This is a genomic window from Kocuria rhizosphaericola (genome assembly GCF_044462205.1).
Taxonomy (GTDB): domain Bacteria; phylum Actinomycetota; class Actinomycetes; order Actinomycetales; family Micrococcaceae; genus Kocuria; species Kocuria rhizosphaericola.
On record NZ_JBISWK010000036.1, the window covers coordinates 1 to 18139 of the forward strand.

An 18139-nucleotide genomic window follows, 5' to 3' on the forward strand; every position below is an offset into this window, starting at 1 on the left:
GCGGGTCGGCCGGTGAGCCCGGGGTCAGCCGCGCGTGCCGTGCTGGACGATCAGCGGCCGGCCGGCGGGCTGCGCCACGCGCTCGCGGGCGGTCCGGGCCGCCGCCACGAGGTGCTCCAGCGACGCCTTCGTCTCCTCGTAGCCGCGGGTCTTCAGGCCGCAGTCCGGGTTGACCCACAGGGTCCGCGCCGGGACGTGCTCGAGGGCCCGCTCGAGCAGCTGCTCGATCTCCTCCTGGGTGGGCACACGCGGGGAGTGGATGTCCCACACGCCCGGTCCGATGCCCCGGGAGAAGCCGGCGGCCTCGAGGTCGGTCAGCACCTCCATCCGGGACCGGGCCGCCTCGATGCTCGTGACGTCGGCGTCCAGGCCGTCGATCGCCCCGACCACCTCGCCGAACTCCGAGTAGCACAGGTGGGTGTGGATCTGGGTCTCGTCCCGCACCCCCGAGGTGGCCAGGCGGAACGCGTCCACCGACCAGCCGAGGTAGGCGGGCTGGTCCGCGCGGCGCAGCGGCAGCAGCTCCCGCAGTGCCGGCTCGTCCACCTGGATGATCCCGATCCCGGCGGCCTCGAGGTCCGCGACCTCGTCCCGCAGCGCGAGCGCCACCTGGTTCGCGGTCTCCCCGAGCGGCTGGTCGTCGCGCACGAAGGACCACGCCAGGATCGTGACCGGGCCCGTCAGCATGCCCTTGACCGGCTTGTCGGTGAGGGACTGGGCGTGGCCGATCCACGGGACCGTGAACGCCTCGCCGCGCAGGCCCTCGCCCTCCCGGCTGACGTCGCCCCACAGGATCGACGGGCGGGTGCAGCGGGAGCCGTAGGACTGCACCCAGCCGTGCACGGTGGTCGCGAAGCCGTCGAGGTGCTCGGCGAAGTACTGGACCATGTCGTTGCGCTCCGCCTCGCCGTGCACCAGCACGTCCAGGCCCAGCTCCTCCTGCAGCCGCACGACCCGCTCGATCTCCTCCCGCAGGAACCCGTCGTACTGGGCGTCCGTGAGGGTCCCGGCCCGGTGCTGGGCGCGGGCGGCACGGACCTCGGCCGTCTGGGGGTAGGAGCCGATCGTGGTGGTGGGCAGCGGGGGCAGGGGCCCGGATGCCGTGAAGGACCGTCCCTCCTGCGCGGCCCGGCGGACCTCCGCGGGCGCCCGGCCGATGTCCGCGGCGGTCAGGGCCCCGGCGCGCTCGCGGACGGCCGCGTCGCGGACCCCCGCGGCGCTCTCCCGGGTGCGCCGGGCCTCGGCCGCCTCGGCCAGCTGCGCCGCGACCGCCTCCGCGCCCGCGGCGAGGCCGCGCGCCAGGGTGACGATCTCGCCGACCTTCTGGTCGGCGAACGCGAGCCAGCTCCGCAGCAGCGGGTCCAGCCCGGCCTCCTCGGCCACGTCGTGCGGGACGTGGAACAGGGACGTGGAGGAGGCCACGGACACCTGGGCGCCGCCGCGGGCCAGCACCGCGAGCTGGTCGAGCCGGCCGGTCAGGTCGGCCCGCCACACGTTGTGCCCGTCGACGGCCCCGGCCACGAGCACGGCGGAGTCCTCGCCCTGGAAGAACTCCAGCTCCTCGGGGGTCGGCGCCGCGCCCTTGACGAGGTCGAGGTGCAGGGCCTCCACCCCGGAGCAGGCCAGCGGGTGCAGCAGCGGCCCGGGGGAGCCGTAGGAGGTGGTGACGAACAGCTGCGGGCGCCGGGGGGCGGCGGACAGGGTCGTGTAGGCGTCCCACACGGACGGGGCGAGCTGCTCGGCGGGGACGTGCTGGTCCGCCACGAGCGCCGGCTCCTCCAGCTGCACCCAGTCCGCGCCGGCCGCGGCGAGCTCGCCCAGCAGCTCCGCGTACACCGGGAGCAGCTCGGGGAGCCGCTGCAGGGGGTCGAAGCCCGCGGGGGCGTCGTCGTCGGCCTTGGCGAGGAGGAGGAAGGACACGGGGCCCACGAGGACCGGGCGGACGGCGAAGCCGTGCGCGGTGGCGCGGCGGACGTCGGCCACTAGCCGGTCGGCGGTGGCGCGGAACGGGGTGTCCGGGCCGATCTCCGGCACGAGGTAGTGGTAGTTGGTGTCGAACCACTTGGTCAGCTCGAGCGGCGCGCGCCCGGCGTCGCCACGGGCGAGCACGAAGCTCGCGTCGAGGTCGAGCCGGCCCTCGGCGTCGGCGAGGTCGGCGAAGCGGGACGGGACCGCCCCGAGGGCCACGGTGGTGTCCAGGACCTGGTCGTAGAGGGGGAACGCCGCGGGCAGGGACGAGTCCTGGGCGCCGAGGCCCAGCTCCACGAGCCGGCGGTAGGTGGCCAGCTGCAGGTCGGCGGCCGCCGACTCGAGCTCCTCGCGGGTCGAGCGCCCGGCCCAGTAGGCCTCGAGGGCCTTCTTCAGCTCGCGGCGGCGGCCGATCCGGGGGTAGCCGGTGATGGTGGCGGCGGGGAACGGGACAGTGGTCATGAGGATCTCCTGGGAGGTGTTGTGAGTTCGTGCGGAAGGGCGGGGAGGCGGCGTGCTCACGCGGGGAGCAGCAGGTCGTCGAGCGGGACGGGCACGTGCGGGACGCGGGGGAGCTCCACGTGCTCCAGCAGGTCGAGCGCGGCCCGGTGCTCGTTGAAGGTGTAGAGGTGCAGGCCGGGGGCGCCGGCGTCCAGGGCGGCGCGGGCCAGCCGGGCCGCGAAGGCCACGCCGGCCCGGTGCCGCTCCGCGGGCCCGGGGGCGTCCTCGAGCGCGGCGGCCAGGCCGGGGTGGGGCGCCAGGCCGGCCAGCCGGCACAGGGTCTGCAGCCGCCGCGGATCGGTGACCGGCATGATCCCGGGGACGATCGGGATGGTCACCCCGGCTGCGCGGGCCGCGGCGACCAGGCGCTCGTAGCGCTGCGGACGGAAGTAGACCTGCGTGATCGCGAAGTCCGCCCCGGCGCGCTGCTTGGCCAGCAGCACCTCGACGTCGTGGCGGAACGAGGGGGACTCCGGGTGCCGGGTCGGATAGGCGGCCACGCCCACGGCGAGCCGGCCGGCCGCCAGGGACGCCGTGTGGCTCTGCTCGACCTCGCGCACGAGCTCCACCAGCTCGCCGGCGTACCGGAGCTCGCCCGGCTCCGCCCCCGGGTCACGGTCCCCGCGCAGGGCCAGGACGCCCCGGACGCCGCGGCGGACCAGCGAGGCCACGGTCTGCTCCAGCTCGGCCCGGGTGCTCCCGACGCACGTGAGGTGCGCCAGCGGCCGCAGGCTCGTGCGGGCCAGGAGGTGGTCGAGCAGGGCGAGCGAGCTGTCCCGGCGCTGCTCGTCCCCGCTGTACGTCACGGAGACGTGGTCGGGACGGGTGGGCTCGAGCTCCTCGATGGTCCGCAGCAGGGTGGCGGCGCTCGCCGGGCCGCGGGGCGGATAGAGCTCGTAGGACAGGGACGGCGGCGCCGGCCGGGCGATCGGGCGTGGTGTCACGTTCTTCCTCCAAGGGTCACCCCGAGGGAGGGCGCCAGCCGTCCCTCGGGCGGACCCGGGAGGCTGCGACAGCTCCATCGGTCCTGGCGGGAGCACCGTTCCGCGCACCCCGTGGCGGGGGCGCGGATGGTTGCTGCGGCGTCGACGAGCCAGGTCTCTCGGCCGCTCTGGATAGATGCAAGGCCCATTCCAGCGGCTGCCCCGCCGTGCTGCCAAGCCCGGGCGCCCAGAAGACGCGGGTGCGCCGACTGTGACGACCACGACGTCACAGGACGCAACACGGACGCGCGGACCACGGTCCTGCGCCCCTCGCGCCCTCGTCATAATGGACGAGTCACCCCGACTCCGGACCGCAGGAACGAGTGCCCATGCTTCCCACCCCCCGCATCGTGGCCGTTGTGCCGTGCCACAACGAGGAGGCGGCGATCGCGAAGGTCGTCACCGACCTGCACGCCGCGGTGCCCGGCATCGAGGTGCACGTCTACGACAACTGCTCGACGGACGGCACCGCCGAGGCCGCGCGGCGTGCCGGGGCACACGTGCGGCGCGAGGAGGAGAAGGGCAAGGGCAACGTGGTCCGGCGGGCCTTCGCGGACCTGGACGCCGACGTCTACCTGCTCATCGACGGCGACGACACCTACGACGTCGCCGACGCCCCTGCCATGATCGAGACCCTGCTGTCCGGGCCCTACGACCACGTGCTGGGCGTGCGCCGGCAGGTCACCAGCACCGCGTACCGGTCGGGGCACGAGTCCGGCAACAGGTTCTTCAACGGCCTCGTCACCTTCGCCTTCCGCCGGAAGGTCTCCGACATGCTCAGCGGTTACCGGGTCTTCTCGCGCCGCTTCGTCAAGTCCTTCCCCGCGCTGTCGCGCGAGTTCGAGATCGAGACGGAGCTGACCGTCCACGCCGTCAACGCCCGGGTGCCGCAGGCCGAGGTCGCCGTGGGCTTCCGCGACCGGGCCGCCGGCAGCGAGAGCAAGCTGCGGACCTACCACGACGGCTTCCGGATCCTGGGCATCTTCGGGCAGCTCCTCTTCCACGAGCGCCCGTTCCTCGTCACCGGCGCCGTCTCCCTGGCCCTGTTCCTCCTGGGCCTGGTCCTCGGCCTGCCCGTGATCGCGGAGTTCGCGGGCACCGGTCTCGTCCCCCGGTTCCCGACGGCGTTCCTGGCCGCCTCCCTGATGGTCCTCGCCGGGGTGTTCCTGCTCATGGGCGTGCTCCTGAGCGGCCAGGCGAAGATCCGCCGGGAGACCTCCCGGCTGTTCTACCTGCGCCTCCCGGCTCCTCCGTGGAGCGGCGGGGACGGCCCGGGCCGGCGGGCCGGGGACCACGGTGCGGACCACCGGCGGCAGGTCCCGTGAGCGCGGGACGGGAGGCCGTGCGGGCGCGGCTGCTCCCCCTGCTGCCCTGGGCCCAGGGGCTGGGGATGCTGCTGGTCCTGCAGTTCGCCCTGTTCGGGCTGCTGACGCTGGGCCAGGCCGTGCCGGACCGGCCCATCGTCGAGAACCTCGTCGCGGCCGTCGAGGACGGCACCTACGGGCCCATCGACGCGATCGACCGGATGGGCACCCCCGCGGACACCTTCACCGAGTGCGTCGTGGCGGGGACGGGCCTGGGCGCGTCCCCGGAGGAGTCCGCGTTCAGCCGGGCGATCCGGATGCCCCGCCTGGCCACCTGCGGCGGGGGGCCGGAGCAGCTGCGGGCGATCTCCGAGGGGGCCGTGCTCACCGACAACGACTACTTCAAGTACTGGGCCGGCTACACCGTGATCACGCGTCCGGTGATGGCCCTGACGGGCATCGAGGGGCTGCGGATCGTCTCGGGCACCCTCATGGTGCTCGCCCTGGTCGGCGCGTTCCTCGCGGTCCGCGCCCGGACCTCCACCGCCGTGGGACTGGCCCTCGTCCTGCCGTACGTCGTGGGAACGAACCTGCTGTCCACGCCCTCGACGTCCTTCAGTCAGTCGATCTCCATCGCCTTCATCTTCCTGTCCGTGATCCTCTCCGCCCTCGGGGCGGGACGCTCGCCCCGGATGGCGTACTCGGGGGTCGCCCTGGGCGCCGCGCTCTTCTGCTTCGTGGACCTCCTCACGACCCCCGCCGTGCCGTGGGCGATGTCCGCCTTCGCCGTGGGAGCCGTGACGTGGTACCACCGCCGCGAGCTCGGCGCGACCCTCCTGGCCGTGGTCCTCGGCGGAGTGGTCTGGCCGGTGGCCTTCGCCGTCACCTGGCTCGCACGGTGGGTCATCGCGGGCGCCTTCCTGGGTTTCCCGGCCACCCTGGAGGTGGTCCGCCGCAACGTCGGGAACCGGACCGGAGGCGACCACGCGGGGGTCTCCGAGGCGTTCGGGGCGGGGGCGCGCGTCAACGTCCACTACTGGTGGACCATGGTGCCCACCTCGGGGCTCGTGCTGACCGGCTGCCTGCTCGCGGCGGCCGTGGGCCTGGTCCTGGCGCTGCGACGGGGAGGGCTCGCCCGGTGGGGGGTCGCCGCCGTCCTGTCCCTGCCGGCCGTGGTCGTGCCCGTCTGGTACACGGTGCTCAGCAACCACTCCCAGATCCACGCGTTCTTCGTCAACCGCGGGGTGGCGGCCGCGCTGGCCGTCGTCACGGCCGCCTGCCTGGCCGCGGCCGTGCGGCCGCGCACGGGACCCGGGGCACCGCAGGTCTCCGAGGAGGCCGAGGAGCCCGCGACGATCCCCGCCCGTCACGATCCGGTCCCGGACCTTGCCCCGATCTCGCGGGAGACCTAACCTTTAACAACCAAAAGGTTGATCAAGGAATCAGTTGACAAACACCGTGGACGCCGGCGACGACGACCTCCTCGACAAGGCCTTCCTGGCCCTCGCCGACCCGGTCCGCCGCCGCATCGTCGCCCGGCTCAGCCGGGGACCGGCCACGGTCACCGAACTGGCGGAACCCTTCGCGATCTCCAAGCAGGCGGTCTCGAAGCACATCCAGGTCCTCGAGCAGGCGCAGCTCGTCACGCGCACCCGTGACGCCCAGCGCCGGCCCGTCCACCTGGACCCCGCACGGCTCGAGGCGCTCACCGCGTGGATCGACCGCTACCGGCTGGTCCGGGAGGAGCAGTTCCGCCGCCTCGACGCCGTGCTCGACACCCGAGCCGCGGACCGCGGCGAGCACACCCAGGACTGAACCATGGGACACCCACTGCACCGGACCCTCCCCGACGCCCAGCCGTTCGTCGACGTCGAGCGCGCGTTCGACCACCCCGCGGCCGAGGCCTTCCGCGTCCACGCGGACCCCGGGCTCCTGGCCGCCCGGGCCCGATGAAGCCGCCCACCACCGAGGAGCCCGTCATGCCCAACGCCCTGCACGTCACGGCGCCCGAGGGCGTCCCCCTCGTCGACTACGTCCGCGAGTTCGACGTCCCCGCCGCCGAGGTCTTCCGCGCCCACACGGACCCGGAGCTGTACCGGCAGTGGATCGGCCCGCGCGGGCTCGAGACCCGGATCGACGGCTTCGACTGCCGCAGCGGCGGGTCCTACCGGTTCGTCCAGCGCGGCGAGGAGGGCGGCGACGAGTACGCCTTCCGCGGCCTCTTCCACACCGTCCGGCAGGACGCCCTCATCGTGCAGACGTTCGAGTACGAGGGCTGGCCGGACGTGGTCACGCTCGAGTACTCGACGTTCGAGGACCTGCCCGGCGGGCGCTCCCGGCTCACGGGCCGGTCCGTCCACCCGTCCGTCGAGTCGCGCGAGCAGTACCTGTCCACCGGCATGGAGTCCGGGATGTCGCAGGGCTACGAACGGCTCGAGGAGCTGCTGGCCGGGCGGCCCGCGCAGGACGGGGCCTGACCGTGGACTGGACCCTCGAGGTGGTCCTGCTGCCGGTCGCGGACATCGACCGCGCGATCGGGTTCTACCGGGACGGGGTCGGCTTCCACCTCGACCACCGCACGGCCACGGAGCAGATGGACTTCGCCCAGCTCACACCGCGCGGCTCGGGGTGCTCGATCGTGGTCGGGAACCTCCCCGCCCACCGGGAGATGGCCCCCGGGTCGGTGCGCGGGCTGCAGCTGGTGGTCTCCGACGCCGCCGCGGCGCGCGAGGAGCTGCTCGCCCGCGGCGTGGAGGCGGGGGAGCTCACGGTGGTGGACGAGCGGGACGGCGGCACGCTCTTCGGGTTCAGCGACCCGGACGGCAACACGTGGGTCGTGCAGCAGCTGCGGGCCCGGGCCGAGCGGCCGCTGATCCCCCCGGGGTGACCTGCTGGCTCGCGCCCGCGTCCCTGCGCGAGCCCCGGGCGGCGAGTGCCCCGCCGGGGACCTGAAAGGGCGGGATGTGACGCAGGCCACAGGGCGTCCGGCTACGATCTGACGCATGATGCGATTTCTGGTGCTGGCGCTGCTCCTGGTGCTGGGAGCCTTCACGGTGCTGGCCGCCTCCCTCGGGTCCAACGGCTGGTGGCTCCTGGCGGGGGCGTTCCTCGTCCTGCTGGCGATCGGGGTGTGGGACGTGGTCCAGACGAAGCACTCGATCCTGCGCAACTACCCGATCCTGGGGCACATGCGCTTCTTCCTGGAGTCCATCCGCCCGGAGATCCAGCAGTACTTCATCGAGCGCAACTTCGACGGCAAGCCCTTCGACCGCGACACGCGGTCCCTGGTCTACGCCAGGGCGAAGGGCACCCTGGGGGACAAGGCCTTCGGCACCGAACGGGAGGTGAACCGGATGGGCTACGAGTACCTGCTGCACTCCACCGCTCCGGTGACGCCCCCGGAGGAGGCGCCCCGGGTCCGGCTCGGCGGCCCCGGCTGCACCCAGCCCTACGACGTCTCCCTGCTGAACATCTCCTCCATGAGCTTCGGCTCGCTGTCCAAGAACGCGGTCCTGGCCATGAACAGGGGCGCGGCCCTGGGCGGCTTCGCCCAGGAGACCGGCGAGGGCGGTCTGACGGAGTTCCACCGGGAGTACGGCGCGGATCTGATCTGGGAGATCGGGTCGGGATACTTCGGCACCCGGGACGCCGAGGGAGACTTCGACCCGGAGGCCTTCAGGCAGAAGTCCCGTCTGCCCGAGGTCAAGGCCGTCACCGTCAAGCTCTCCCAGGGCGCCAAGCCGGGACTGGGGGGCGTCCTGCCCGGGCCCAAGGTGACCGCCGAGATCGCCCTCGCCCGTGGGGTCCCGGAGGGGGTGACCTGCATCTCCCCGGCCAGCCACTCCGCCTTCACCACGCCGCGGGAGCTGATGCGCTTCATCGGCCGGCTGCGGGAGCTCTCCGGCGGCAAGCCGATCGGCTTCAAGCTGTGCGTCGGGTCCCGCGTGGACGTGCTCGGCATGTGCAAGGCCATGCTCGAGGAGGACGTCGCCCCCGACTACATCATCGTGGACGGCAACGAGGGAGGGACCGGGGCGGCGCCCCTGGAGTACCAGGACCACGTGGGAACACCCCTGACCGAGGGGCTGATGCTGATGAACAACGCCCTGGTCGGCGTCGGGCTGCGGCCCCCGATCAAGCTGGGTGCGGCGGGCAAGGTCGCCTCCGGGTCCGACATCGTGAAGCGGCTGATCCAGGGCGCCGACTTCACCATGAGCGCACGGGCCATGATGATGGCCACCGGGTGCATCCAGGCGCAGAAGTGCCACACCAACGAGTGTCCCGTGGGAGTGGCCACCCAGGACAAGCGGCTGATGCGCGCCCTGCACGTGGAGGACAAGGGGGAGCGGGTGCACAACTACCACAAGGCCACGGTCCGCGAGGCCGTGCAGATCATGTCCTCCATGGGGTGCAGCGACATGCGCCAGCTCTCGCCGCAGATGCTCCGGCGGCGCATCGACCACCTGACCACCCGCTCCTACGCACACATCTACAACTGGATGGAACCGGGCGAACTGCTCACCGCGCCGCCGCGCACCTGGGCCGACGACTGGGAGCTGGCGGACCCCGACCACTTCGGTCTCTACCGCCCGGGCCCGGGGAAGATCGAGCGGCGCGACGACCCGGCCGTCCGCCACCCGGACCGCCCCGGTGCCGCGGTAGACTCCGGCGCCGCGGGCCGCCCGGAGGGCGAGCCGGGCGAGGACTCCTGACTGCCCGGCCGCCCTCAGAGGATCGCGCGGAGGAACGTCTTGGTGCGCTCGTTCTTCGGGTCGGTGAAGATCTCCTCCGGGTGCCCGTCCTCGACGATCCGCCCGCCGTCGAACATCATCACCCGGTGGGAGACGTCCCGGGCGAACTGCATCTCGTGGGTGACGATCAGCATCGTGATGTCGGTGCTCTCCGCGACGTCACGCAGGACGTTGAGGACGTCGTCCACGAGCTCCGGGTCGAGGGCGGAGGTCACCTCGTCCAGCAGCAGGATCTCCGGGTCCATGGCCAGGGCGCGGGCGATGGCCACCCGCTGCTGCTGACCGCCGGAGAGCCGCGACGGGTGCTGGTCGGCCTTCTCCTCGAGGCCGACCTGCCGGAGCAGGCCGAGCGCCTTGTCCCGGGCCGCGGCCTTGTCCATGCCCAGCACGTTCACGGGGGCCTCGGTGATGTTCTGGACCACCGTCATGTTGGGGAAGAGGTTGAACTGCTGGAAGACCATGCCGATCCGGCGGGTCATCTGCTTCTTCCGCTTGGGCGGCAGCTCCACACGGCGCCCGTTGCGCAGCTCGTGCGTCAGCGGTTCGCCGTCCACGAGGATGAACCCCTCGGTGAGGTCCTCCAGGGTCATGAGCAGGCGCAGGATCGTGGTCTTGCCGGAACCGCTGGGACCGATCAGGGTGACTCGCTCCCCCCGCCCGACCGTGAAGTTCAAACCGTCGAGCACCGTGTGGTCGCCGAAGCGCTTGACGACGTCGCGGAACTCGATGGTGGGCGTCCCGTCGTCGGAAGGTGCCGAGTCCTGCGGGGAGTGCGGTCCGGGGCGCTCGTCCCCGTGGTCAGTACTGGGCAAGACGTGTCTCCAATCGGCGGATGAGGATCGAGGTGGGATAGCTGGCGGCGAGGAAGATGAGCCCCGCGAGCGTGAACGCCTCCGTGTATGCGAAGTTCCGCGCGCCGAACTGCTGGGCGGACGTCACGAGCTCGACCACCGAGATCGCGAACAGGAACGGGGTGTCCTTGAACATGGCCACGGCGTAGTTGCCCAGCGAGGGGATCGTGGCCCGCAGGGCCTGTGGCAGGATCACGGCCCGCCAGGTGCGCGTCGCCGGCAGGGAGAGGGCGACCGTGGCCTCCCACTGCCCTTTAGGCACGGACTCGATCCCCGCCCGGTAGCTCTCCGCCATGTAGGTCGCGTAGTGGATGCCGATGACGACGACACCGATGACGAGGGCGGAGACGCCGGTGAGCAGGTAGTAGACGAACAGCAGCTGCACCACGAGCGGCGTCATCCGGACGAACTCGCTGGCCCAGTGCACGACCTGGCGCAGGGGTGTGGGCAGCACCCGCTTGAACACGGCGATGAAGAGCCCGAGCACCGTGGCGATCAGGGTCCCCAGGACCGTGGCCAGCAGCGTGATCTGGAATCCCTGCAGCAGCAACGGCAGCGCCTCGACGACGCGTTCCCAGCTCCAGATCATGGCTGCTCACCGCCCAGTACGGCCGCGTTCGGCCGCGTCGGCAGCCACGCCTCGCGCAGGGTCGGTCCCCTGCCGAGCTTGTTCTTGGCTCGGATCTCCAGGGCGTTCATCCCCAGGTTCAGCAGATAGGCCAGGGCGAAGTAGATGACCAGTCCGACCGTGAACGCGAAGAGCGTGTCCCCGGAGGCCTGCCGGAGCTGGTTGATCCGGAAGGTGAGGTCGCTCAGGGTGATGAACGAGACCACCGCGGTGCCCTTGAGCAGCTGGATCAGGAGGTTGGACAGGGACGGGATCATGAGCGCCCAGGCCTGCGGGAAGATGATCCGGCGCATCCGGTGGACCCCCGAGATGCCGAGCGCGGTCGTGGCCTCCCACTGGCCCTTGGGCACCGAGGCGATGGAGCCGCGGACCACCTCGGCGCCGTACGCCCCGAAGTTCAGGGACAGCGCGAGGATGCCGACGGTCATCGGGTTCAGCTGCACGCCCATCAGGGGCAGGACGAAGAACAGCCAGAACAGCTGCACGAGCAGGGACGTCCCGCGGATGAACTCCACGACCACGCGCGAGAACACCCTGAGCGCTGTGACGCCCGAGAGCCCGAGCAGCCCGAGCGCCACGGCGATGACGAAGGCACCGAGCGCTCCCGCGACGGTCAGTTCCAGCGTGATGAGCACGCCTTCGAGGATCCGCGGGACGAACGCCCACAGTGCGTCGAAGCGGTTCTCCACGGCTACGCGCTGGGCTCCGTGGCGGCGGTCTCCGCCTCGGCAGGCTCCGCGGTCGCGGTCTCGGCCGGAGCGGTCGCGGTCCCGGTCTCGGCGGGGGCGGTCGCGGTCCCGGTCTCGGCGGGGGCGGTCCCGGTCCCCGGTTCGGGCGTCCCGGTCCCGGCGGGGGCCGGATCCGGGGTCCCGGCCTCGGAGAGGTCACCGGAGCACAGCTGCTCGGTGGTCACCGAGCCGTCAGGGCGCTCCGCTGCGGTGAACCCGTAGGGCCCCACGATCTCGAGGTAGCGCTCCTCGTTACTGACGATCTTCTCCAGCTCCTCGTTGTACGCGTCGAGCAGCTCTTGGTCCTCCGTGCGGAACACCGTGCCACCGGCGCCGATCTGCGGCACGCCGTCGATCTCCTGGACGTAGGGCTCCGTCACCTCCACGGGGGCGTCCGGGTTGTTGTCCGCCATCCAGTTGAGCGAGATGCCCGTCAGGGCGAAGACGTCCGCCCGGCCGTTGACCACGGCGTCCATGCCGTCCTGCGGGCCGGCCACCTCCCGGTTCTCGATGCCGAGCGAGTCGGCGTAGCTCGACTCGATGGCTCCCGTCATTGTGACGAGCTGTGCGTCCGGGTTGGCTGCCACGTCGTCGAGGGTCTGGAGGCCGAGGGGGTTGCCCTCGGCGACCATCAGCGCGGTGGTGTACATGAACTCGGGGCTGCTGAAGGCCGCCTGCTCGCAGCGCTCCGGCAGGATGGACATGCCCGCGCTCACCGCGTCGAACCGGTTGGCGGTCAGGCCCGGGATGAGGGAGCCGAAGTCGGTGTTGACGCCGTCGAGCTCCTCGATGCCCAGCTCGCTGAAGATCTCTCGGTGCAGCGCCACGGTGGCGCCCGTCAGCTCGCCGTTGTCCTCGAAGCTGTAGGGGGCCTCGCCCGCGAAGCCCACGGTGATGCTGCCGGCCTCCTGGGCTTCCGAGAGGGTGCTGCCGTCCGCCCCACCGGTGTCGCCGGAGTCTCCGCACGCGGTCAGCAGGCCCATGGCCGCCACCGCTCCGATCGAGATGGCGCTGCGCTTGGTGGTCCACCGTGACGTCGTCGACATGGTTGCTGCCCTCCGGAAGGTTCGCCGCCCGCGCCGTCCGGGGCACCGAGGTGCTTGTTCTCCGGGCGGTGCTTCAAGGCTGATTCGTCTGATTGTGAACACTTATTCAATCTTATTCAGTGATCCATGTCCTTGTTTGCCTGTGAAAATCCGTAGATGTCGGCCGGCGACCCCGCGGGGCGGATCGGAGCGAGTTCCCCGCGCCGGGGGCGGGCCCGCGCATGCTGCGCGGGTCACGGGCCGCTAGACTTGCACGGTACGAGCCCCTGGGTCTCCTCCTGCCGACGCCGCGCCGCCTCGGGCGTGCGGACGGGAGCGGGCCGACGCAGGGGCGTTGTCGTGCCCGGCCGGTGCGCGCCTCCGCCGGGCCCCGCGGGAGAAGTCCCGTTTCATCCAGGCAGGAGAGTCGTTCAATGCCAGCAATCGTGATCGTCGGCGCCCAGTGGGGCGACGAGGGCAAGGGCAAGGCCACCGACCTGCTCGGAGGCCGCGTGGACTACGTGGTCAAGCCCAACGGCGGCAACAACGCCGGGCACACCGTGGTGGTGGGCGGCGACAAGTTCGAGCTCAAGCTCCTGCCGGCGGGCATCCTGAGCCCCAACGCCGTCCCCGTGATCGGCAACGGCGTCGTCGTCAACCCCCAGGCCCTCTTCGAGGAGATCGACGGCCTCGAGGCGCGCGGGGCGGACACCTCCCGGCTGCGGATCTCCGCGAACGCCCACCTGGTGGCCCCGTACCACCAGACGATGGACCAGGTCTCGGAGCGCTTCCTCGGCAAGCGGGCGATCGGCACCACGGGCCGCGGCATCGGCCCCGCCTACATGGACAAGGTCGGCCGGCTGGGCATCCGCGTCCAGGACGTCCTGGACGAGTCGATCCTGCGGCAGAAGATCGAGGGCGCGCTGCGGCAGAAGAACGAGCTGCTCGTGAAGCTCTACAACCGCCGGGACATCGACGTCGAGGAGGTCGTGCAGTACTTCCTGGGCTACGCGGACCGGCTCGCCCCGATGATCGTGGACTCCACCTACCTGCTCAACCAGGCGCTCGACGAGGACAAGGTGGTCCTCATGGAGGGCGGCCAGGCGACCTTCCTCGACGTCGACCACGGCACCTACCCGTTCGTGACGTCCTCCAACCCCACGGCGGGCGGCGCGTCCGTGGGCTCGGGCATCGGGCCGACCCGCATCACCCGGGCGATCGGCATCATCAAGGCCTACACCACCCGCGTGGGCGCCGGGCCGTTCCCCACCGAGCTGTTCGACGAGATGGGCGAGCAGCTGCGCACCACCGGCGGCGAGTTCGGCGTCAACACCGGCCGTCCCCGCCGCACCGGCTGGTACGACGCCGTGATGGCCCGCCACGCCTCCCGGATCAACGGCTTCACCGACTACTTCCTCACCAAGCTCGACGTCCTCACCGGCATCGAGCGGATCCCGGTCTGCGTGGCCTACGACGTCGACGGCGTCCGGCACGACGAGATGCCGATGACCCAGACCGAGTTCCACCACGCCGAGCCGATCTTCGAGCACTTCGACGGGTGGGAGGAGAACATCACCGGCTGCCGCACCCTGGAGGACCTGCCGGCGAACGCCCGGGCCTACGTCGAGGCGCTCGAGTCGATGAGCGGGACCCGGATGTCGGCGATCGGCGTGGGCCCGGACCGCGACGACACCATCGTGGTGCGCGACCTCATCGACTGACCCCCTCTCCGCGAGGTCGCGCGTGCAGGGGGAGTGCGTCAGACGAGGACCAGCACCACCCAGACGCCGAGGCTGCCGAGCGCGAGCATCGCGACCGAGGTGGCCAGCACGGCCCCGACCTCGGGTTCGGTGCGCTCCTCGACGATGCCCCGGGCGCTGCGGGCGTAGCGGGCACGCTGCGTGAGGTAGATGGCGGACGCCGTCAGGACGGCCAGCCCGAACAGCACCAGCACGAACGGCCCGTGGTGCGGCAGCCAGCGCAGGAAGACCGCCGAGACCACCACGAAGGACATCAGGGTCCGGCCCCAGGCCATGGTGGTCCGCTCCGGCTGCAGCCCGGGGTCCCGGTGCGGCGGCCGCGGAGGGTCCGGGGGCCCCGGCGGGCGGCGGAGCCGCGGGCGCGGCATCTCAGCCCTGCAGGACGACGACGACGAGCACTCCCGCCGCGATCGCCCCGCCCACCGCGAGCACCGGCGCGATCAGGGGCAGGGGCAGCGGGGCCTGGCGCCGCATGCTGCGCTCGACCCCGATCCAGCGGAACGTGGCGCCCGCGCTGACGAGCATGCTCAGCACCAGCAGGACGATCGCGAGGAACTTCCGGATCCCCTCCTCGAACAGGTCTGCGGTGAACGCCTCGATCGCGATCCCGCCGGCCAGGAACGCGAGCGCGGTCCGGATCCAGGCGAGGAACGTGCGCTCGTTGGCCAGGGTGAACCGGGGGTCGGGGTCCTCCCCGCCGCCGAGCACGCGCTCGGACAGCCGGCGTCGTCCCGGGGTCTCCGGCTGCTCGCCCATCGCCTGCCCTTCGCTCGCGCGGTCGTGTCGGCCCCCATCCTGTCACGGGCCCGGCCACGGGACGGTCGCGGATACAGTGGGAGCTCCAGCCGCGACCCGCCGAGGAGGACACCCGTGAAGATCGCCGTCGGACAGTTCGCACCCACCGCCGACACGGCCGAGAACCTGGCGACCATGCGCCGGCTCGCCGAGCAGGCCGCGGCCGCCGGCGCGGAGCTGGTGGTGTTCCCCGAGGAGGCCATGTTCTCCGAGCGGCTCCTCGGGGAGGACTTCGAGGACCTGGTGCTGCGCGGGTGGTCGGGGTTCGTCCAGCAGCTGTCCTTCCTGGCCGCGCAGACCGGTGTCGCCGTGATCGCGGGCGGCTACGAGGGCTCCGCCGACGGGCGCCCCTACAACACGCTCGTGGCCGTGGACGCGCAGGGCGCGATCCTCGGCACGTACCGCAAGCTCCACCTCTACGACGCCTTCAGCCACCGGGAGTCCGACCGGATCCGCCCGGGGGACAAGGGCGTCACGGTGGTGCGGATCGGGGAGCTCGCGGTCGGCATGATCACCTGCTACGACCTGCGCTTCCCCGAGATCTGCCGCGCCGTGGTCGACGCCGGGGCGGAGCTGCTCACCGTGCCCGCCGCCTGGTTCGCCGGCGAGCACAAGGTGGACCACTGGCAGGCGCTGCTCAAGGCCCGCGCGATCGAGAACACCGTCTGGGTCGCGGCCGCGGACACCTGCTCCGAGCACACGATCGGCCGCTCCGCGGTCCTCGACCCGCTCGGCGTGGTGGTCGCCGAGGCCGGGGAGGACGAGACCGTGCTGACCGCCGACGTCGTGCGCGAGCGCATCGCCGAGGTCCGGCAGACCGTGCCCGTGCTCGAGAACCGCCGGTTCGGCCCTGCTGAGCTGCTGTCCGCGGACGAGGACTGAGAGGCGGTGGCCACGGCGGTCCTGGCCCCCGCACGGGTGCCCGAGGGCACCGTCCGCCCCTGCCTGCGTCCCCGCACCGTGGTGGCCCTGTTCGCGGGGCTGTCCCTGCTCTTCGGGACGGTCTTCGCCCTGATGGTGCCCTCGGCCTGGGGCCCGGACGAGCACACCCACTTCAAGCGCGCCTACCAGGTCTCCCAGGGCGGTCTCGCCCCCCAGCGGCTCCCCGACGACGGCCCCTACCCCGTCTACGGCGGCGCCGTGCCTGCCACCGTCCAGGAGTTCATGGCCGAGCACGCCGGGGCGCCGCGGTCCAAGGAGCGCAACTCCGACCCGCTGTACGTCGCGACCGAGGAGCGCACGCGGGCGCTCGCCGCGCCCCTGGCGGGCGAGCACGTGCTGACGTCGTTCTCCAACACCGCGGCGTACTCGCCCGTGCCCTACCTCCCCGCGGCCCTGGGGGCGAGGATCGCCGCCGCGGCGGAGCTCGACATCGGCACGGCCTGGACCCTGATGCGGATGCTGCAGGTGCTCGCCTACACGGGCGTGGCCGCGGTGGGCCTCTGGGCCCTGCGCGGCACCCGGTTCCTGTGGGTCGGCTTCTGCGTGGCGCTGCTGCCCACCGCTCTCTTCCAGTCGGCGGTGATCTCCGCGGACTCGGTGACCAACGCCGTCGTCCTGACCTTCACCGCGCTCGTGCTGCGCGCGACCGTGCTCGACCGCACCGGGGCGCCCCTCGGCCGGGCGGAGCTGGGGGTCGTGCTCACGAGCGCCGTCGCCCTCCCACTGATGAAACCCACCTACGTCATCCTGTCCCTGCTGCTGCTGGCCGTCCCGCTCCGGAAGTACCCGCTGCCCCGCCGCCCCGACGGGCGACCGGTGGCGGCCTCCCTGGTGCTCACCGGATGCCTGCTGCTGACGCTGCTGGGCTTCGCGGGGTGGATGTTGCTGGCGGCGGGGACCACCGAGGCGATGGGGGCGCTGCGCGGTCCGGAGGAGCGGCACATGGTGCGGCCCGACGACCAGCTGGCCTTCGTGCTGGGCGAGCCGGTGGCCGTCCTGGGGATCGCGGCGCGGACGATCCTGACCGCGGACTGGGACTACGCGGCCGGCTTCGTCGCCCAGATGGGCTACGGGCCCGGCAGGACCATCGACGGGCCCTTCATCGGCGCGGTGTGCTGGCTCGTCGCCGTGGGCGCCGCGTTCTTCCACGGCCCGCGCGGTGCGGCGTCACGCCGGGCCGCGGCCTGGTTCGCGGGGGTGCTGCTGCTCAACGTCGCGGCGATCTTCGGCACGCTCTACCTCAGCTTCGCCCCGGTGGAGTCCGGGATCGTCAACGGCGTGCAGGGCCGGTACTTCGTCCCGCTCGCCCTGCTGCTGCTCGGGACGCTGGTCCCGCTGGTGCGCGCCCGGTTCCCCGCCACACCGGCGGGCCTGCGCCGGCTGGACACCACGATCCTGGTGCTCGTGCCGCTCTCGGCCGTGCTCGCCGTGGCCGGCTACGCCACCGTGGTCCACATCACGGGCCACTACATGCTTCCCTGACCGATGGCACCGACAACACCTGGAGGACCCCGTGGACGACGACCGCTCCGACTCCCCGCCGCGCCCGGACCGCCCCGGCGGCCCGCAGGATCCCGGCGGGTCCGCGCCCTCCGGCGGCTACGGCCCGCCGCCCCCGTGGGCGCAGCCTCCGCAGTGGGAGCGCTTCGCCGTGGGCCGCAGCCACGCCGACACCGCGCTGATCCTCGGCATCCTCAGCGTGGTGGTGCTGCCCCTGCTGGGCCCCTTCGCGATCTGGCAGGCCAACGAGGCCGAGAAGCTCGGCACCCCCGCCACGCCCGGGAAGGTGCTCGGCTGGGTGGGCACCGTGCTGCTCGGGCTCTTCGTGGTCTTCCTCGCGCTGTGGCTCGTGGGGGTCGCGTTCCTGGTCGGCTCCGGTGGGGGCGGCTGACCCGGTGGCCGG

The 18139-nt window shown here is 72.4% G+C and carries 19 protein-coding genes and 1 riboswitch; of the genes, 11 read left to right on the forward strand and 8 right to left on the reverse strand.

What is annotated here, in order from left to right; genetic code table 11:
* Positions 1 to 24: 24 nt before the first annotated feature.
* A complete protein-coding gene (metE, locus tag ACH9D2_RS04100) occupies positions 25 to 2430 on the reverse strand; it encodes a 5-methyltetrahydropteroyltriglutamate--homocysteine S-methyltransferase (RefSeq protein ID WP_396361480.1) in 2406 nt (801 codons plus the stop codon).
* Positions 2431 to 2486: 56 nt separating this feature from the next.
* A complete protein-coding gene (locus tag ACH9D2_RS04105; protein ID WP_396361481.1) occupies positions 2487 to 3413 on the reverse strand; it encodes a methylenetetrahydrofolate reductase in 927 nt (308 codons plus the stop codon).
* A gap of 71 nt (positions 3414 to 3484) precedes the next feature.
* Positions 3485 to 3591: riboswitch (SAM riboswitch) on the reverse strand.
* Positions 3592 to 3781: 190 nt separating this feature from the next.
* Here ACH9D2_RS04105 and ACH9D2_RS04110 point away from each other — a divergent pair.
* From ACH9D2_RS04110 to ACH9D2_RS04140, 7 genes are all read left to right on the forward strand, one after another.
* Entirely contained in the window at positions 3782 to 4777 is a 996-nt protein-coding gene (locus ACH9D2_RS04110; protein WP_396361482.1) for a glycosyltransferase, read from the forward strand.
* Positions 4774 to 6168 carry a hypothetical protein gene (locus tag ACH9D2_RS04115; RefSeq protein WP_396361483.1) on the forward strand — a complete coding sequence of 465 codons (1395 nt, stop codon included), beginning with the start codon at positions 4774 to 4776 and terminating at the stop codon, positions 6166 to 6168. The genes ACH9D2_RS04110 and ACH9D2_RS04115 overlap by 4 nt, the downstream gene beginning before the upstream one ends.
* Before the next feature lie 46 nt (positions 6169 to 6214).
* Entirely contained in the window at positions 6215 to 6571 is a 357-nt protein-coding gene (locus tag ACH9D2_RS04120) for an ArsR/SmtB family transcription factor (protein WP_396361519.1), read from the forward strand.
* A gap of 3 nt (positions 6572 to 6574) precedes the next feature.
* The gene (locus ACH9D2_RS04125; RefSeq protein WP_396361484.1) at positions 6575 to 6709 is read left to right on the forward strand and encodes a hypothetical protein; all 135 of its coding nucleotides are present in this window, start codon (positions 6575 to 6577) and stop codon (positions 6707 to 6709) included.
* Between the two features lie 26 nt (positions 6710 to 6735).
* Positions 6736 to 7233 (forward strand): SRPBCC family protein, encoded by a 498-nt coding sequence (locus ACH9D2_RS04130; RefSeq protein WP_396361485.1) that lies wholly within the window; start codon positions 6736 to 6738, stop codon positions 7231 to 7233.
* A 2-nt stretch (positions 7234 to 7235) separates the two neighbouring features.
* Positions 7236 to 7643 (forward strand): VOC family protein, encoded by a 408-nt coding sequence (locus ACH9D2_RS04135; protein WP_396361486.1) that lies wholly within the window; start codon positions 7236 to 7238, stop codon positions 7641 to 7643.
* Between the two features lie 115 nt (positions 7644 to 7758).
* Entirely contained in the window at positions 7759 to 9468 is a 1710-nt protein-coding gene (locus ACH9D2_RS04140; protein WP_396361487.1) for a glutamate synthase-related protein, read from the forward strand.
* A gap of 14 nt (positions 9469 to 9482) precedes the next feature.
* Here ACH9D2_RS04140 and ehuA read toward each other — a convergent pair whose 3' ends face one another.
* The 4 genes from ehuA to ehuB are packed head-to-tail and all read right to left on the reverse strand — an operon-like array spanning position 9483 to position 12760.
* Positions 9483 to 10319 carry an ectoine/hydroxyectoine ABC transporter ATP-binding protein EhuA gene (gene ehuA / locus ACH9D2_RS04145; RefSeq protein WP_396361488.1) on the reverse strand — a complete coding sequence of 279 codons (837 nt, stop codon included), beginning with the start codon at positions 10317 to 10319 and terminating at the stop codon, positions 9483 to 9485.
* Entirely contained in the window at positions 10306 to 10947 is a 642-nt protein-coding gene (gene ehuD, locus ACH9D2_RS04150; RefSeq protein WP_396361489.1) for an ectoine/hydroxyectoine ABC transporter permease subunit EhuD, read from the reverse strand. Before ehuD ends, ehuA begins: the two co-directional genes overlap by 14 nt.
* On the reverse strand, positions 10944 to 11675 hold the full coding sequence (gene ehuC / locus ACH9D2_RS04155; protein WP_396361490.1) for an ectoine/hydroxyectoine ABC transporter permease subunit EhuC: 732 nt from the start codon (positions 11673 to 11675) through the stop codon (positions 10944 to 10946). The genes ehuD and ehuC overlap by 4 nt, the downstream gene beginning before the upstream one ends.
* Positions 11676 to 11677: 2 nt before the next feature.
* On the reverse strand, positions 11678 to 12760 hold the full coding sequence (ehuB, locus tag ACH9D2_RS04160) for an ectoine/hydroxyectoine ABC transporter substrate-binding protein EhuB (protein WP_396361491.1): 1083 nt from the start codon (positions 12758 to 12760) through the stop codon (positions 11678 to 11680).
* A gap of 413 nt (positions 12761 to 13173) precedes the next feature.
* On the opposite strand from ehuB, the gene ACH9D2_RS04165 reads away from it, so the two are divergent.
* Positions 13174 to 14460, forward strand: coding sequence for an adenylosuccinate synthase (locus ACH9D2_RS04165; protein ID WP_396361492.1), 1287 nt, complete (start codon positions 13174 to 13176; stop codon positions 14458 to 14460).
* Positions 14461 to 14498: 38 nt separating this feature from the next.
* Here ACH9D2_RS04165 and ACH9D2_RS04170 read toward each other — a convergent pair whose 3' ends face one another.
* Both ACH9D2_RS04170 and ACH9D2_RS04175 read right to left on the reverse strand, forming a co-directional pair.
* The gene (locus ACH9D2_RS04170) at positions 14499 to 14867 is read right to left on the reverse strand and encodes a DUF202 domain-containing protein (protein ID WP_396361493.1); all 369 of its coding nucleotides are present in this window, start codon (positions 14865 to 14867) and stop codon (positions 14499 to 14501) included.
* Position 14868: 1 nt separating this feature from the next.
* A complete protein-coding gene (locus tag ACH9D2_RS04175; RefSeq protein WP_396361494.1) occupies positions 14869 to 15255 on the reverse strand; it encodes a YidH family protein in 387 nt (128 codons plus the stop codon).
* Between the two features lie 114 nt (positions 15256 to 15369).
* Here ACH9D2_RS04175 and ACH9D2_RS04180 point away from each other — a divergent pair, with 114 nt between their 5' ends.
* The 3 genes from ACH9D2_RS04180 to ACH9D2_RS04190 are packed head-to-tail and all read left to right on the forward strand — an operon-like array spanning position 15370 to position 18127.
* On the forward strand, positions 15370 to 16176 hold the full coding sequence (locus ACH9D2_RS04180; protein ID WP_396361495.1) for a carbon-nitrogen hydrolase family protein: 807 nt from the start codon (positions 15370 to 15372) through the stop codon (positions 16174 to 16176).
* A gap of 6 nt (positions 16177 to 16182) precedes the next feature.
* Positions 16183 to 17718: a DUF2142 domain-containing protein gene (locus ACH9D2_RS04185; RefSeq protein WP_396361496.1), complete on the forward strand. Its 1536-nt coding sequence runs from the start codon at positions 16183 to 16185 to the stop codon at positions 17716 to 17718.
* A gap of 31 nt (positions 17719 to 17749) precedes the next feature.
* Complete coding sequence (locus ACH9D2_RS04190) at positions 17750 to 18127, forward strand: DUF4190 domain-containing protein (protein ID WP_396361497.1); 378 nt, start codon at positions 17750 to 17752, stop codon at positions 18125 to 18127.
* Positions 18128 to 18139: the final 12 nt, after the last annotated feature.

Bases quoted from the DNA above. Each gene is read 5' to 3' on its own strand.
- metE (WP_396361480.1), bottom strand. From the start codon at position 2,430: ATGACCACTGTCCCGTTCCCCGCCGCCACCATCACCGGCTACCCCCGG.
- ACH9D2_RS04170 (WP_396361493.1), bottom strand. From the start codon at position 14,867: ATGCCGCGCCCGCGGCTCCGCCGCCCGCCGGGGCCCCCGGACCCTCCG.
- ACH9D2_RS04165 (WP_396361492.1), top strand. From the start codon at position 13,174: ATGCCAGCAATCGTGATCGTCGGCGCCCAGTGGGGCGACGAGGGCAAG.
- ACH9D2_RS04130 (WP_396361485.1), top strand. From the start codon at position 6,736: ATGCCCAACGCCCTGCACGTCACGGCGCCCGAGGGCGTCCCCCTCGTC.
- ACH9D2_RS04110 (WP_396361482.1), top strand. From the start codon at position 3,782: ATGCTTCCCACCCCCCGCATCGTGGCCGTTGTGCCGTGCCACAACGAG.
- ACH9D2_RS04175 (WP_396361494.1), bottom strand. From the start codon at position 15,255: ATGGGCGAGCAGCCGGAGACCCCGGGACGACGCCGGCTGTCCGAGCGC.
- ehuD (WP_396361489.1), bottom strand. From the start codon at position 10,947: ATGATCTGGAGCTGGGAACGCGTCGTCGAGGCGCTGCCGTTGCTGCTG.
- ACH9D2_RS04140 (WP_396361487.1), top strand. From the start codon at position 7,759: ATGATGCGATTTCTGGTGCTGGCGCTGCTCCTGGTGCTGGGAGCCTTC.
- ACH9D2_RS04125 (WP_396361484.1), top strand. From the start codon at position 6,575: ATGGGACACCCACTGCACCGGACCCTCCCCGACGCCCAGCCGTTCGTC.
- ehuB (WP_396361491.1), bottom strand. From the start codon at position 12,760: ATGTCGACGACGTCACGGTGGACCACCAAGCGCAGCGCCATCTCGATC.